The organism is Lysobacter enzymogenes (genome assembly GCF_900106525.1).
GTDB lineage: Bacteria > Pseudomonadota > Gammaproteobacteria > Xanthomonadales > Xanthomonadaceae > Lysobacter > Lysobacter enzymogenes.
Genome location: NZ_FNOG01000008.1, coordinates 214,326 through 227,844 on the forward strand (window position 1 = coordinate 214,326; position 13,519 = coordinate 227,844).

8 protein-coding genes and 1 riboswitch are annotated in these 13,519 nt (G+C 71.9%); of the genes, 7 read left to right on the forward strand and 1 reads right to left on the reverse strand.

Going from position 1 to position 13,519, the window contains the following annotated elements:
* The first annotated feature begins 6 nt into the window (after window positions 1–6).
* Genes BLU84_RS19725 through BLU84_RS19745 form a run of 5 tightly spaced genes read left to right on the forward strand, consistent with a single transcriptional unit; the run spans window position 7 to window position 9,303 of the window.
* Window positions 7–6,276 carry a non-ribosomal peptide synthetase gene (locus tag BLU84_RS19725; protein WP_083382896.1) on the forward strand — a complete coding sequence of 2,090 codons (6,270 nt, stop codon included), beginning with the start codon at window positions 7–9 and terminating at the stop codon, window positions 6,274–6,276.
* A gap of 22 nt (window positions 6,277–6,298) precedes the next feature.
* A complete protein-coding gene (locus tag BLU84_RS19730; protein WP_074871206.1) occupies window positions 6,299–6,700 on the forward strand; it encodes a RidA family protein in 402 nt (133 codons plus the stop codon).
* A gap of 28 nt (window positions 6,701–6,728) precedes the next feature.
* Window positions 6,729–7,640 (forward strand): alpha/beta fold hydrolase, encoded by a 912-nt coding sequence (locus tag BLU84_RS19735; protein WP_074871208.1) that lies wholly within the window; start codon window positions 6,729–6,731, stop codon window positions 7,638–7,640.
* A gap of 14 nt (window positions 7,641–7,654) precedes the next feature.
* Window positions 7,655–8,842 carry an MFS transporter gene (locus tag BLU84_RS19740; protein ID WP_074871211.1) on the forward strand — a complete coding sequence of 396 codons (1,188 nt, stop codon included), beginning with the start codon at window positions 7,655–7,657 and terminating at the stop codon, window positions 8,840–8,842.
* Window positions 8,839–9,303, forward strand: a complete 465-nt coding sequence (locus BLU84_RS19745; protein ID WP_083382898.1) for a RidA family protein — start codon at window positions 8,839–8,841, stop codon at window positions 9,301–9,303. Before BLU84_RS19740 ends, BLU84_RS19745 begins: the two co-directional genes overlap by 4 nt.
* Window positions 9,304–9,315: 12 nt before the next feature.
* Here the strand turns inward: BLU84_RS19745 and BLU84_RS19750 are convergent, their stop codons facing one another.
* Window positions 9,316–9,978, reverse strand: coding sequence for an ankyrin repeat domain-containing protein (locus BLU84_RS19750; protein ID WP_074871214.1), 663 nt, complete (start codon window positions 9,976–9,978; stop codon window positions 9,316–9,318).
* Between the two features lie 383 nt (window positions 9,979–10,361).
* On the opposite strand from BLU84_RS19750, the gene ggt reads away from it, so the two are divergent.
* Together ggt and BLU84_RS19760 are read left to right on the forward strand one after the other, a co-directional pair.
* Window positions 10,362–12,122 (forward strand): gamma-glutamyltransferase, encoded by a 1,761-nt coding sequence (gene ggt, locus BLU84_RS19755; RefSeq protein WP_083382902.1) that lies wholly within the window; start codon window positions 10,362–10,364, stop codon window positions 12,120–12,122.
* A gap of 320 nt (window positions 12,123–12,442) precedes the next feature.
* Window positions 12,443–12,520, forward strand: a riboswitch (S-adenosyl-L-homocysteine riboswitch).
* A 14-nt stretch (window positions 12,521–12,534) separates the two neighbouring features.
* Window positions 12,535–13,509 carry an ATP-grasp domain-containing protein gene (locus BLU84_RS19760; protein WP_233431187.1) on the forward strand — a complete coding sequence of 325 codons (975 nt, stop codon included), beginning with the start codon at window positions 12,535–12,537 and terminating at the stop codon, window positions 13,507–13,509.
* Window positions 13,510–13,519 lie beyond the last annotated feature (10 nt).

Here is a 13,519-nt window from a genome sequence, read left to right on the forward strand (position 1 = left end):
GCCCTCATGAACATGCTCGACCCGCACAGCGAACCCGCCGTCGCCGGCAGCCCCGTCGCGTCCGTGCGCGACGACGATACGCACGCGCTGTCCTACACCCAGGAAAGCCTGTGGCTGCTGCAGCAGATCGCCGGCGACGACGCCCCCGCCTACAACGAATCGCTGGCGTTCCGCATCGACGGCGACGTCGACGCCGATACGCTGGAACGCGCCCTGGGCGAAGTCGTGCGGCGCCACGACAGCCTGCGCACGCGTTATGCCGAATCCGCCGGCGGATTGCGCGCCCGAGTCTATGACGACGCGCAGGTCGCGTTGGCACGGCTGGACGCGCGCGGCCATAGCGACGGCGCGCGAGCCGCCGCCGAATTCGCCGACCACGCCGCCAACGCGCGCTTCGACCTGGAACGCGGCCCGCCGCTGCGCGCGGCGCTGGCGCGCACGGGCGAACGCGAGTGGATCCTGGTGTTGGCCGCTCACCACATCGCCGTCGACGGATGGAGCCTGGGCATCGTCCTGGCCGAACTGGGCGAACACTACCGCGCCCTGCGCGAATCCGGCGCGCCGGCCGAACTGCCGTCGCTGCAGGCGCGCTACGCCGACTTCGCCGCCAGCCAGCGGCATACGTTCGAGCGCGGCGGCTACGACGCCGGGATCGAGGCGGCCAAGCGCAACCTCGCCGGCGGCGCCGACCTGTTGCGCTTGCCTGGCGACCGGCCGCGGCCGGCGCGCCAAGGTTATCGCGGCGACGCGGTCGCCCTGCGCATCGCGCGCGCGCCGCTGGCCGCCTTGCTGGAGCGCTGCAAGCGCGAATGCGCCAGCACCCAGTTCGGCGTGCTGCTGTCGGCCTACGCGGTGCTGCTGCACCGGTATTGCGCGCAGGAGCGCCTGTGCATCGGCACCACCGTGCTCAACCGCGCCGACGCCGATCATCTCGACGTGGTCGGCTGCTACGTCAATACCGCCGCGCTGGCGTTCGAGCTGCCGGCGGACGCGCGCTTCCGCGACGTGCTGCTGCAGGCCAACGAAGCGGCGATCGGGCTGTTCGAACACCAGGACGTGCCCTACCCGAAACTGCTCGAACGCCTCGGCGCGCAGCACGATCCCAGCCATAACCCGGTGTTCCAGGCGATGCTGACCGCGCTCGGCCCGCGCCGCAGCCTCGATCTCGGCGACGGCGTCGCGTGCCGGCCGTACCGCACCGCCCGCACCGGCGCCAAGTTCGATCTGCTGCTGTACCTCACCGAGGACCGCGACGCGATCGAACTGGAAGCCGAGTTCAATACCGACCTGTTCGACCGCGCCACCGTCGAGCGCCTGCTTAGCCACTACGCCTTCTTGCTGGAGCAACTGGCCGCGCACGCCGGGGCCGGCATCGACGCGCAGATCGGCCGGATCGGCCTGCTGCCGCCGCAGGAGCGCGCGCTGCTGCAAGGGTTCAACGACACCGCGGTCGAGTATCCGCCCGGCGACGTGGTGTCGCTGTTCGAGCGCCAGGCGGCGCAGACGCCCGACGCGGTCGCCGTGGAGTTCGGCGCGCAGCGCTTGAGCTACGCCGAGCTCGACCGGCGTGCCAATCGCGTCGCGCGCCGGCTGCAGGCGCAGGCCCAAACCGGCGACGGCTTCGTCGGCGTCTACATGGACCGCTCGGCGGAGATGGTGATCGCGCTGGTCGCGGTGCTCAAGGCCGGGCTGGCCTATGTGCCGATCGATCCGGACTATCCGGGCGAGCGGGTCGCCTACATGATCGAGAATTCGCAGGTGCCGCTGGTGCTGACCCAGCCCCACCACCTCGCCGCGCTGCAGGCCCTGGGCGCGCGCGCGCAAGTGCTCGAGCGCTGGCTCGACGGCGCTGCCGACGGCGACGACGCGCAACCGCCGCCGCGCGCGCTCAATGCCGATTCGCGCTGCTACATGATCTACACCTCAGGCTCCACCGGCCGTCCCAAGGGCGTGGTCAACCGCCACGGCGCGCTGTACAACCGCCTGTACTGGATGCAACGCGAGTACGGCCTGGACGCCGGCGACCGCGTCTTGCAGAAGACCCCTTTCAGCTTCGACGTTTCGGTGTGGGAGTTCTTCTGGCCGCTGATGTTCGGCGCGCGCATCGTGGTGGCCGCGCCGGGCGGCCATCGCGACACCGACTACCTCAAGCGGGCCATCGCCGAGCACGGCGTCACCACCTGTCACTTCGTGCCGTCGATGCTCAGCGCCTTCCTCGAAGAGGACGCGCTGGCCGCGCATTGCGCCAGCCTGCGCCGGGTGTTCTGCAGCGGCGAAGCGCTGCCCTACGACACGGTGGCGCGCTTCGCCGCCGCGCTGCCGTGCACGCTGCACAACCTGTACGGCCCGACCGAGGCGGCCATCGACGTGTCGTACTGGCCGTGCACGCTGGACTATCCGGGCCGGATCGTGCCGATCGGCCGACCGGTGGCCAACACCTCGCTGTACGTGGTCGACGCGCATCGCGAACTGCAGCCGATCGGCGTGCCGGGCGAGCTGTGCATCGGCGGCGTGCAGCTGGCCGAGGGCTACCACCGCCGCGACGAACTGACCGAGGCGGCGTTCGTCGCCGATCCGCACGCCGGCCGCGACGGTGCGCGCATGTACCGCACCGGCGACCTGGCGCGCTGGCGCGCCGACGGCCAGATCGAATACCTCGGCCGGATCGACAACCAGGTCAAGCTGCGCGGCTTCCGCATCGAACTGGGCGAGATCGAGGCGGTCGCGCGCGCGCTGCCGCAACTGCGCGAGGCGGTGGTGCTGGTGCACGAACGCGGCGCCCAGCGCCTGCTGGTGGCTTATGTGGTCGCCGACGATGCGGCCGCGTTCGATCCGGTAGAAGCCGCCGCGCAGATGAAGCGGCACCTGCCGGACTTCATGGTCCCTCAGCTGTTCGTGCCGATCGACGCGATCCCCCTGAGCGTCAACGGCAAGCTCGACCGCAAGGCCTTGCCCGATCCGCTCCTGGCCGATGCGTCGCCGGCCGCGCCCGCCGCGGCGCTGGCGGCGCACGCGCAGCCGGCCACGCCGGCCGAGCGCGCGCTGGCCCAGGCCTGGGCCGAAGCGCTGGACCGGCCCGCGATCGGCGTGGACGACAACTTTTTCCGCCTCGGCGGCGATTCGATCCTGAGCCTGCGCATCGTCGCGCGCATGCGCGAGCTGGGCTACGCCCTGCAGGTGCGCGACCTGTTCGCCCATCCCAGCGTGCGCGAACTGGCCCGGCACCTGCGCGCCGGCGGGGCTGCGGCCACGAACACGACCGAAGCGCCCGCGCCGCGGGCTCTGCTGAGCGCGGCAGACCGCGCCGCGCTGCCGGCCGAGGTCGAAGACGCCTGGCCGTTGAGCGCGCTGCAATCGGGAATGATCTTCCACTCCACCCTGCACCCGCGTTCGCCGGTCTACCACGACATCTTCTCCTACCATTTGCATGGCCGCGCCGACGTCGCGATGCTCGCCGAGGCGGTGCGCGAGGTCGTCGCGCAGCGTCCGCAGCTGCGCTCGCGCTTCGACCTGGGCGGCTTCGACGAACCGCTGCAGCTGGTGTTCGCCCAGGCCGAGCCGGAGATCGAGACGCAAGACCTCGACGGCCTCGACGACGCCGCCCAGGACGCCGCGCTGCGCGCATGGACCGAGCAGGAAAAGCGCCGTCCCTTCGATGTCGAGGCGCGCACGCCGCTGCGCTTCCACTTGCAGCGCCGCGGCCCGCAGCGGCTGGTACTCAGCCTGGCCTTCCACCACGCCATCCTCGATGGCTGGAGCGTGGCCCTGGTGGTCGAGCAGATTCGCCGCGCGTACGCCGCGCGCCTGCAAGCGCGCGCACCGGCGCCGCAGCCCGAGCGCCTGCGCTACAGCGCCTTCATCGCCGCCGAGCGCGCCGCGCTGGCCGATCCGGAACAGGCCCGCTACTGGCGCGAACAGCTCGCCACGCTGCCGCCGCTCGCAGCCGCGGCGAGCGCGCCGGGCGAAAGCCGCTCGCTCGCGCGCGAGGTTGCTCCGGCGCTCGCCGCCGACCTGCAAGCGCTGGCCGAACGCGCCGGCGTGCCGCTGCGCAGCGCGCTGCTGGCCGCGCACCTGCGTGCGCTCGACGCGGTGCCGACGCTGGCGGGCGGCGCCGGCGCCGCCACCGGCGTGGTCGTCAACGGTCGCCCGGAACTGGCCGGGGCCGAGGATGCCGTCGGCCTGTTCCTCAACACCTTGCCGCTGGCGCCGCCGCCTCGCCGTGCCGATCCGTTGGCGGCGCTGCGCGAATTGTTCGAACGCGAGCAGGCGCTGCTGCCGTACCGGCACTATCCGCTGCCCGAGATCCTGCGCGCCGGCGGCCGCGCCGCCGCCTTCGCCGTGGTGTTCAACTACACCGACTTCCACGTCTACCGCGACAGCGGCGACGGTGCGGACGTGCGCATCGCCGGCGCGGATTACTTCGAGCAAACCAACTTCCCGCTGGTGGTGCACGCGCATCGCGATCCCTTCGCCGGCGGCCTGGGGCTGACCGCGAACTTCGACCCGGCGCAGGCGCCCGCGGAGGCGGTCGAAGCCTACCTCGACGCGTGGCTGCGTGCGGCGCAGGCCCTGGCGGCGCCTGCCGCGGACGCCGCGCCGGCGGACCACGGCGACGCATCGCCGCTGCAACTGCGCCTGTGCGAGACCATCGCCGCCGCGCTCGGCGGCGTGCCGGTCGGCATAGACGAGTCTTACCTGCAGCGCGGAGTGGACTCGATCAGCGCCTTGCGCATCGTCGCCCGGCTCAAGCGCCAGGGCCTGCGGATCGAACTGCAACAATTGCTCGCCCATGCCAGCGTGCGCGCACTCGCCGCCGCGCTGGACGCCGATGCCGGAGCCGACGACGGCGAAGCGGCCGCGGCGCCGCAACGCCGGCGCGAGCGCGTCGGCGAGTTCGTCCTCGCCGGGCAGCCGCGCGAGCGCTTCGCCGCCGACATCGTCGCCGCCTACCCGACCACCGCGATCCAGGCGCTGATGATCCGCGAGCACGACGCCGAACCGGCCCAGGCGCGCTACCACGACGTGTTCGTCTATCACCTGCGCCTGCCGCTGGACGCCGGCCGCCTGCGCGCGAGCCTGCAGCGCGCGGTCGACGCGCACGAACTGCTGCGCACCAGCTTCGACACGCAAGCCTGGCCCGAGCCGCTGCAACGCGTGCATGCGCGGGTCGACGTCGCGTTCGACGTCAGCGACCTGGGCGCTCTCGACCCAGCGGCGCAGCGCGCGGCGGTGGCGCACTGGATGGACGAAGAAAAGGGCCGCGGCTTCGACTGGTCGCAGCCGCGGCTGATGCGCTTGCACGTCTTCGACCGCGGCGACGACGGCTTCGGCCTGGGCCTGAGCTTCCACCACGCGATCATCGACGGCTGGAGCCTGTCGCGGCTGATCGCCGAGTTGGTCGCCGACTATCGCGCCGACGGCCCGACCGCCGCCGATGCGCCCGCGTCCGATCTGCGCTACCGCGACTACGTCGCGCTGGAACGCGACAGCCGCGGCGACCGCGACCTGGCCGAGCTGTGGCGCGAGGAACTGCGCGGCGCCGCGTTCGCGCCGCTGCCGCGTTGGAACGCGACCGCGTCGACAACCGACTCCGACGCCGATGCGCGCTGGAGCGAGACCAAGCGCGAACTCGATCCGGCCCTGCACGCCGCGCTCGAAGCCGCCGCGCAGCGCCAGGGCGCCACGCTCAAGCAGGTCTTGCTGGCCGGGCACTTGATCGCGCTGGCGCAGGTGCAAGGCGGCGACGAAGCGATCACCTGCGCCTTCGCCGGCGGCCGCCCCGAGGAGGAACACGGCGAGCGCGTGCTCGGCATGTTCCTCAACTTCGTGCCGGCGCGGCAGCGCGTGGCCGGCGCCAGCGGCGCGCAATTGATCGCCGCCTGCCGCGACGCCGAACGGCGCACCCTGCGCGCGCGCCGCTATCCGCTGGCCGACATCCAGCGCGACCAACAGCGCGAGTGGATCGCCCAGAGCGCGTTCAACTACACCCGCTTCGAGGCCTACGCGGACCTGGCCCAAGGCGCGCTGGAACGCGTCGACTGGTTCGAACACACCCACTTCGCCCTGCTCGCCAACCTCGGCCACGACCTGCGCCAACACCGCATCGTCCTGACCCTCAACGCCGATGCGCGTAGCATCGGCCGCGACGCGGTGGAGGCCATCGCCGACGTCCACCTCGCGGCGTTCGCCGCGCTCGCGGACGACGACGGCGCCAGCGCCGCGCGTGTCACGCCGGCCATGGCCGCGGCCCTGTCCGCGCTGGCGGCGTGCGCCTGATCCCCTCGCCCAGGAGCCCCGAATGCGCATCCGCAATCCCGCCGCCGTGCACGCGCCCGTCGCCGCCTATTCCCATCAGATCGAAGTCGCCGGGCCGGCGCGCTGGCTGGTGCTGTCCGGCCAGATCGGCCGCCGCGCCGACGACAGCGTGCCGGACGATCCGGTCGAACAGATCCAGGTGGCGCTGGACAACATCGCCGCCAACCTGCACGAGGCCGGCATGGACGTCGGCGATGTGGTCAAGCTGACCGTGTACCTGGTCGGCGACGTCGACGCGGCGCGCCGCCGCGCGGCGTTCGATGCATGGCTCGGCGCGCATCGCCCGTGCATGACCTTGCTCTACGTCGCCGGCCTGGCCGCGCCGGTCTATCGCGTCGAGATCGACGCGATGGCCGCCGCGCCCACGTCCGGCGCGCCCGACTGATTCCCCCTCCGCCCAGAAGGAACGCCCCATGTCCGCCCAGCCCGCCGACCGCGCCTACGATTCCGGCCGCATCCATACCCACACCCAGTCCGACGGCTACGTCTCGCACTATCGCCAGTGGGGCGAGCAGGACGCACAGGACCTGATCGCGATCCTGCACGGCGGGATCAGCCATTCGGCCTGGCAGGCGCCGCTGGCGCAGGCCGCGGTGGCGCACGCGGGCGTGGGTTTCGTCGCGCTGGACCGGCGCGGCTCCGGCCTCAACCAGCCCGGCCGCGGCCATCTGCCGTCGGCCGAGCGCGAACTCGACGACGTGGCTTCGCTGCTGCGCGCACTGGCCCGTCCGGGCCGGCGCCTGCACCTGGCCGGCTGGTGCTTCGGCGGCCAGATCGCGACCCTGGCCGCCGAGCGCGTGGCCGCCGACCGCTTGCTGTCGAGTCTGGTGCTGATCGCGCCGGGCTTCGTCTTCACCGAGCGCTATGCCGACGTGCTGCGGTTGTCGATGCAGGCGGTGGCCGAGGTGGTGGAAGAACTCGGCGCGCCGCCGCAGGACCGCGCGTTCGTGCCGGTACCGTTGCAGATCGCCGACTTCACCGCCGATCCGGACTGGCAGCGTTACGTCGCCGACGACGAGCTGCGCCTGCGCCGGGTGTCGCAGAGCACGGTCAAGGTGTGGAGCGAGCTGGCGGAGCGTTCGCGCAGCGGCGCGCTGGCGCAGATCGGCGAACTGCCGGTGCTGGCAGTGTTCGGCCGCCAGGACCGGCTGGTCGACAACGACGGCGTGGCGGCGATGCTGCGCGCGCAGTTGCGCGGCCCGCGTCCGGACATCGTCTACCTGGATGCGCCGCACGCGATCCAGTTCGAATCGCCGCGGCGGTTGGCCGAACTGGTGGTCGGCTTCCTGCCGCGCGGGCGCGTCGCGCTCGCCGCCAGCGCTTGACCGCTGCGCCCGCCATGAACCTCGCCGCGCGTCTGCGCGATCTGAGCCTGCTGTCGGCCAGCACCATCACCATCATCGGCACCACGGTCATCGCCGCGTCGCTGCCGCAGATGGCCGAGGCCTTCGCCGGGCAGGCGCATGCCGCGTTCCTGGTCAAGATCGCGCTGACCCTGCCGGCGCTGGCGGCCGGGATCGCGGCGCTGTCGACCGGCTGGGCGATCGAGCGGGTCGGGCGCAAGCGGCTGTTCGTCGCCGCGCTGGCGCTGTACGCGCTGGCCGGCGCCGCCGGCTACGCGCTGCAATCGCTGCCCGCGCTGCTGCTGAGCCGCTTCGCGCTGGGCCTGTCGATCGCCGCGATCATGACCTGCGCGACCACCCTGATCGCCGACTACGCGCAGCGCGACGGACTCGGCGGGGCGCTGGGGCGGCAGTCGCTGTTCATGGCGCTGGGCAACATCGTGTTCGTGTTCCTCGGCGGCGTGCTCGCCGGCGTGCACTGGCGGCTGCCGTTCCTGATCTACCTGGTGGCGCTGGCGATCCTGCCCGGCGTGGCCTGGCTGGTGCGCGACCTGCCGGCCGCGCCGGCCGCCGGCGCGAGCCAACGCCCGTCGCTGCGCACCGCCGCACCGATCTGCGCGCTGGGACTGGCCAACATGCTCGCCTACTTCATGGTGCCGGTGTATCTGCCGTTCCATCTGCGCGGCTTTCCCGACGCCAGCAGCGTGCGGGTGGGCTCGCTGCTGGCGCTGGTCGGGCTGGCCTGGGGCGCGGCCTCGCTGGCCTACCCGCGCGCGGCCGCGCGCCTGCGCCACGGCCAGGTGCTGGCGCTGGGCTTCGGCCTCAGCGGCGCCGGCCTGCTGCTGCTCGGCGGCGCCGGCGACTATCCGCAGGCCTGCCTGGGTCTGGTCGCGATCGGCTTCGGCCTGGGCATGAACGTGCCCAACTTCAACGCCTGGATGCTGTCGCGCACCCCGGCGCCGGCGCGCGCGCGCGCGATCGGCTGGCTGGTGTGCTGCGTGTTCCTGGGCCAGTTTTTTTCGCCGGTGCTGACCCAGCCGCTGGTCGCCGCGCTCGGCATCGGCCACGCCTATCTCGCCGCCGGTGCCGCCGCGCTGGCGGTCGCCGCCGGGGCGCTGGCGCTGTCGGCGCGCACGCGACAATCTGCCGCGACCCAATCCCCCGTGCCCAGGAGCGCTCCATGACGATCCGCATCGCCCTAGCCTGCGCTTTCGCCGCTTGCGCGGCCGCGCCGGCCGCCCACGCGAGCGACGACCACGCTGCGCGCTATCTCAATCCCGCGACCTTGCCCAAACCCAACGGCTACAGCCACGCGGTGTCGGTGGCGGCCGGCCGCACCGTTTACGTGTCCGGGCAGATCGGCACCGATGCGCGCGGCGAATTGGCCGGCGACGGCTTCCAGGCGCAGGCCGAGCAGGCATTCGCCAATCTCGACGCCGCGCTCAAGGCCGCCGGCGCCTCGTTCGCCGACGTGGTCAAGCTCACCTTCTACGTCACCGACATGCGCCAGATCGCGGCGGTGCGCACCGCCCGCGACAAGTACCTGGTTCCAGGCCAGGCGCCGGCCAGCACCGCGGTGGAGGTGACTGGCTTCGTCAAACCCGGCGCGCTGGTGGAAGTGGACGCGATCGCGGTGGTGCGCTGAGCGCACCCAGGCTCACTGCGCTGCGGCGTTCTCCAACGCCACACCGCGTTCGCGCAGCCAAGCCGCCACCGCATCGCGCTCGCCGCGAGTGCGCGCATTGAGCAAGCGATCCGGGCTCATGAACATGTACCGCTGAAACGTCGCCCCCTGCGCATTGCGCGCATTCGGGTCGGCGCCCGCGCGCAACAACGTCAAGGCATGGCCGAACTCGTTGATCTTCGCCGCCACATGCAACGGCGTATTGCCGAGCCGGTCGGCGCGGCCGGGATCGGCGCCGGCGGCGAGCAAGGCGGCGAAATGTTCGTGGCGCTCGGCCATCAGCGCCGCGGTCAGCGCAGTAGCGCCGGTCACGGTGTTGGGCAGGTTGAGATCGACCCGCGCCTCGAGCAGCGCGCGCAGGTAGCGCGGGTCGTCGGCCATCGCCGCCAGCTGCAGCACGGTGGCGCCGTCGTCGGCGCCCTGGGCCGGGTCGGCGCCAGCGGCGAGCAGCGCGCGCATGCCCTCGACGCTGCGCTGGTACAGCGCCCACTGCAGCACGCTGATCCCGCGCTCGCCGCGCGCGTTCGCATCGGCGCCGGCGGCGACCAGCGCGCGCACCTGCGCCGCGTCGCCGTCGGCCGCGGCCTGGGCGAGTTCGGCCGCGGCCGGTGAAGAAAACGCCTGGCTGGCGCGCATGGCCCTGACTCCGGGTTGGGCGAAAACGACCGCGGCGCACAGACACAGCCCCAAGGCCGCGGCGAACGCGCGACGGGGCGCGGCGCGATCGTGCCGGTTCGGGTCCATGGGCGCCTGCGCCTCGCAGCGATGGGAAGGCCCGATGCTAACCCGCGACGCCGACGTCCGGCCGGAACCGGCCGCGGGGTTCCGCCATCGCATGCGCGCAACGTCGGCCCCATCCGCACGCCGCCTTGCCGCTTCGGGCGATCCGACGATGCGCCGCAGCAAGCGCGTCGCCGCGAATCGAAACCACGCATTCAGCTTGCCGCGCTCGACTTTCGGCCTACTCAGTTCCGCGCGCGTCTGCGCTATCGTCGAAGGCTGTCCTGGGGAGTTCCGTCATGCCTTCTTCGATCACCGCCCTGCGTTCGCGCCGCGCGGCGGCGCTGCTTGCGCCGCTGGCCCTGGCCTGCGCCGCCTTCCTCGCGCCGAGCCTGCTGGCGCCCGCGCACGCCGCCGACCGCATCAGCGGCAAGACCTTCGCCACCCGCAGCGAGGTCTACGCGCCGCATGCGATGGCCGCGACCTCGCATCCGCTGACCACGCAGATCGCGCTGGACGTGATGAAGGCCGGCGGCAGCGCGGTCGACGCGGCCATCGCCGCCAACGCCGCGCTCGGGCTGATGGAGCCGACCGGCAACGGCGTCGGCGGCGACCTGTTCGCGATCGTGTGGGATCCCAAGACCAAGAAGCTCTACGGCTACAACGGCTCCGGCCGCTCGCCCAAGTCGCTGAGCCTGGCCGAGTTCCAAAAGCGCGGGCTCAAGGAAATCCCGCCGCACGGCCCGCTGCCGGTGACCGTGCCCGGCGCGGTCGACGGCTGGTTCGCTCTGCACGAGCGTTTCGGCCGCAAGCCGATGGCCGACAACCTCGCCCCCGCGATCCGCTACGCGCGCGAAGGCCATCCGGTGCACGAGGTGATCGCGTACTACTGGAACGCCTCGGTGCCGCGCCTGTCGAAGTGGCCGGGCTTCAAGGAGCAGTTCACCATCGACGGCCGCGCCCCGCGCACCGGCGAGATGTGGAAGAACCCGAACCTCGCCCACACCCTGGAGCAGATCGCCCAGGGCGGGCGCGATGCGTTCTACAAGGGCGACATCGCCCGCACCGTCGGCGCGTACTTCAAGGCCAACGGCGGATTCCTGAGCTACGAGGACATGGCCGCGCACCACGGCGAGTGGGTCGATCCGGTCAGCAGCAACTACCGCGGCTACGACGTGTGGGAACTGCCGCCGAACGGGCAGGGCATCGCCGCGCTGCAGATCCTCAATATTCTCGAAGGCTACGACCTCAAGTCGTACGGCTTCGGCAGCGTCGAGCATCTGCACCTGTTCGCCGAAGCCAAGAAGCTCGCCTTCGCCGACCGCGCGCGCTGGTACGCCGATCCGGCGTTCGAGAAGTCCTCGCCGGTGGCCAAGCTCATTTCCAAGGACTACGCCGCGCAGCGGCGCAAGCTGATCGCGCTGGACAAGGTGCTCAAGGAAGCGCAGCCGGCGACGCCGGCGCAGCTCGACCAGGGCGACACCATCTACATGACCGTGGCCGATGCCGACGGCATGATGGTGTCGCTGATCCAGTCCAACTATCGCGGCATGGGCAGCGGCATGGCGCCGCCGGGGCTGGGCTTCATCTTCCAGGACCGCGGCGAGCAGTTCGTGCTCAAGGAAGGCCATCCCAATTCGTTCGCGCCGGGCAAGCGGCCGTTCCACACCATCATTCCCGCGTTCGTGACCAAGGACGGCAAGCCGTGGCTGTCGTTCGGGGTCATGGGCGGAGCGATGCAGCCGCAGGGCCACGCGCAGATCGTGATGAACCTGATCGACTTCGGCATGAACCTGCAGGAAGCCGGCGACGCGCCGCGCATCCAGCACGACGGCTCGACCGAGCCGGCCGGGCAGATGGTGGCGATGAGCGACGGCGGCGAACTCGACCTGGAAACCGGGTTCTCCTACGAGACCGTGCGCGAGCTGGTGCGGCGCGGCCACAGCGTGCGCTTCGCGCTCGGGCCCTACGGCGGCTATCAGGCGATCATGGTCAATCCGAACGGCGGCTACATCGGGGCGAGCGAGTCGCGCAAGGATGGGCAAGCCGCCGGGTATTGAGGCGGTTTGTGTCGCGGCTGCGATGACGGGTTCGTCGTAGCCGCATTGTCGCGGTCGCAGCTCGCGCAGCTCCTACAGGCAGCGACTGTAGGAGCTGCGCGAGCTGCGACCGCGAAAACCAATCGACGACAAACCCAACCTATCGAGTACAAAACGCGAAAAATTTTCGCGCCGCCACAACCGCACCCGCGAAGGTTTCGCTATTTCGCCGCCGCCGCGCCTTTCGCGTTGACAGCCCGCCGCCCGCCGTCCAACACTGCGCCGGCATCGCGCTGCGATGCCATCCACTTGCGCGACGCCATCGCGGCGCCGCGCGATCCGGACCCGAGGGGTGCTGCGACGGAGTCCATGCTCCGCCACGCTCGGGCCGCGATGCCGAGCAAGGGCGCCCTCCCGATTTCCTGGAGGCGTCATGTCCCGTTCCGATTCCATTCTTCCCCCGCCCGCGACCGATCCGCGCGCGCCGCAGTTCGTCCGTTTCGATCCGCCGCTGTCGCTGGCCCTGGTCGTCTCCGACGTCCAGCCCGAACCGCACGAAGACGACGCCGGCCTGATCGCCGCGCTGCGCGAGCACGGCATCCACGTCCACGCCCGCATCTGGAGCGACCCGGCGGTGGACTGGGCCGCGCACGATGCGCTGCTGGTGCGCAGCACCTGGGATTACTTCGAACGCTACACCGAGTTCCTGCAGTGGTATCAGCGCATCGATGCGCTGCGCTGCCCGATCGCCAACCCGCTGCCGCTGCTGGTGTGGAACAGCGACAAGCGCTATCTGCTGGAACTGGCCGCGCAAGGCGTGGCGATCATCCCGACCGTGCACGCGCGCGGCGCCGAACTCGACGCGGCGCTGGCGCCGTTGCAGGGCGAGGTGGTGGTCAAGCCCAGCGTCAGCGGCGGCGCCTGGAACACGGTGCGCGGGCGCATCGGCGAGGCGGCGTTCGCGCAGGCGCTGGCCGGCCTGCCGCGCACGCTGGATTACCTGATCCAGCCGTTCGTGCCGCAGGTGGTCGACGACGGCGAGTGGTCGCTGCTGTTCTTCGGCGGCGTCTACAGCCACGCCGTGCTGAAGAAGCCGGCGCGCGACGACTACCGCGTGCAGACCTATTTCGGCGGCAGCGCCGTGCCGACCGAACCGCCCGCGCACGTCGCCGCGGCGGCGCAGCGCGCGCTCGACACGGTGGCGGCGCTGGGCCATCGCGACCACGCCTACGTGCGCGTGGACGGCGTGGTGGTCGACGGCGAGTTCCGGCTCATGGAGCTGGAGTTCATCGAACCCTTCCTGCATTTGGCCGCGCATCCGCCGGCGGCGCGCTTGTTCGCCGCGCAGTTGGCGCAGCGCTGGTCGGCGCTGCGCGAGCCGCAAGCGTCCGAGGCCGCGCCGGCCTGAGCCTGCGGCG

Excerpts from the sequence above, each read along its gene's own strand:
- BLU84_RS19745 (WP_083382898.1), top strand. The coding sequence starts at position 8,839 with ATGACGATCCGCATCGCCCTAGCCTGCGCTTTCGCCGCTTGCGCGGCC.
- BLU84_RS19740 (WP_074871211.1), top strand. The coding sequence starts at position 7,655 with ATGAACCTCGCCGCGCGTCTGCGCGATCTGAGCCTGCTGTCGGCCAGC.
- BLU84_RS19725 (WP_083382896.1), top strand. The coding sequence starts at position 7 with ATGAACATGCTCGACCCGCACAGCGAACCCGCCGTCGCCGGCAGCCCC.
- BLU84_RS19735 (WP_074871208.1), top strand. The coding sequence starts at position 6,729 with ATGTCCGCCCAGCCCGCCGACCGCGCCTACGATTCCGGCCGCATCCAT.
- ggt (WP_083382902.1), top strand. The coding sequence starts at position 10,362 with ATGCCTTCTTCGATCACCGCCCTGCGTTCGCGCCGCGCGGCGGCGCTG.
- BLU84_RS19730 (WP_074871206.1), top strand. The coding sequence starts at position 6,299 with ATGCGCATCCGCAATCCCGCCGCCGTGCACGCGCCCGTCGCCGCCTAT.
- BLU84_RS19760 (WP_233431187.1), top strand. The coding sequence starts at position 12,535 with ATGTCCCGTTCCGATTCCATTCTTCCCCCGCCCGCGACCGATCCGCGC.
- BLU84_RS19750 (WP_074871214.1), bottom strand. The coding sequence starts at position 9,978 with ATGCGCGCCAGCCAGGCGTTTTCTTCACCGGCCGCGGCCGAACTCGCC.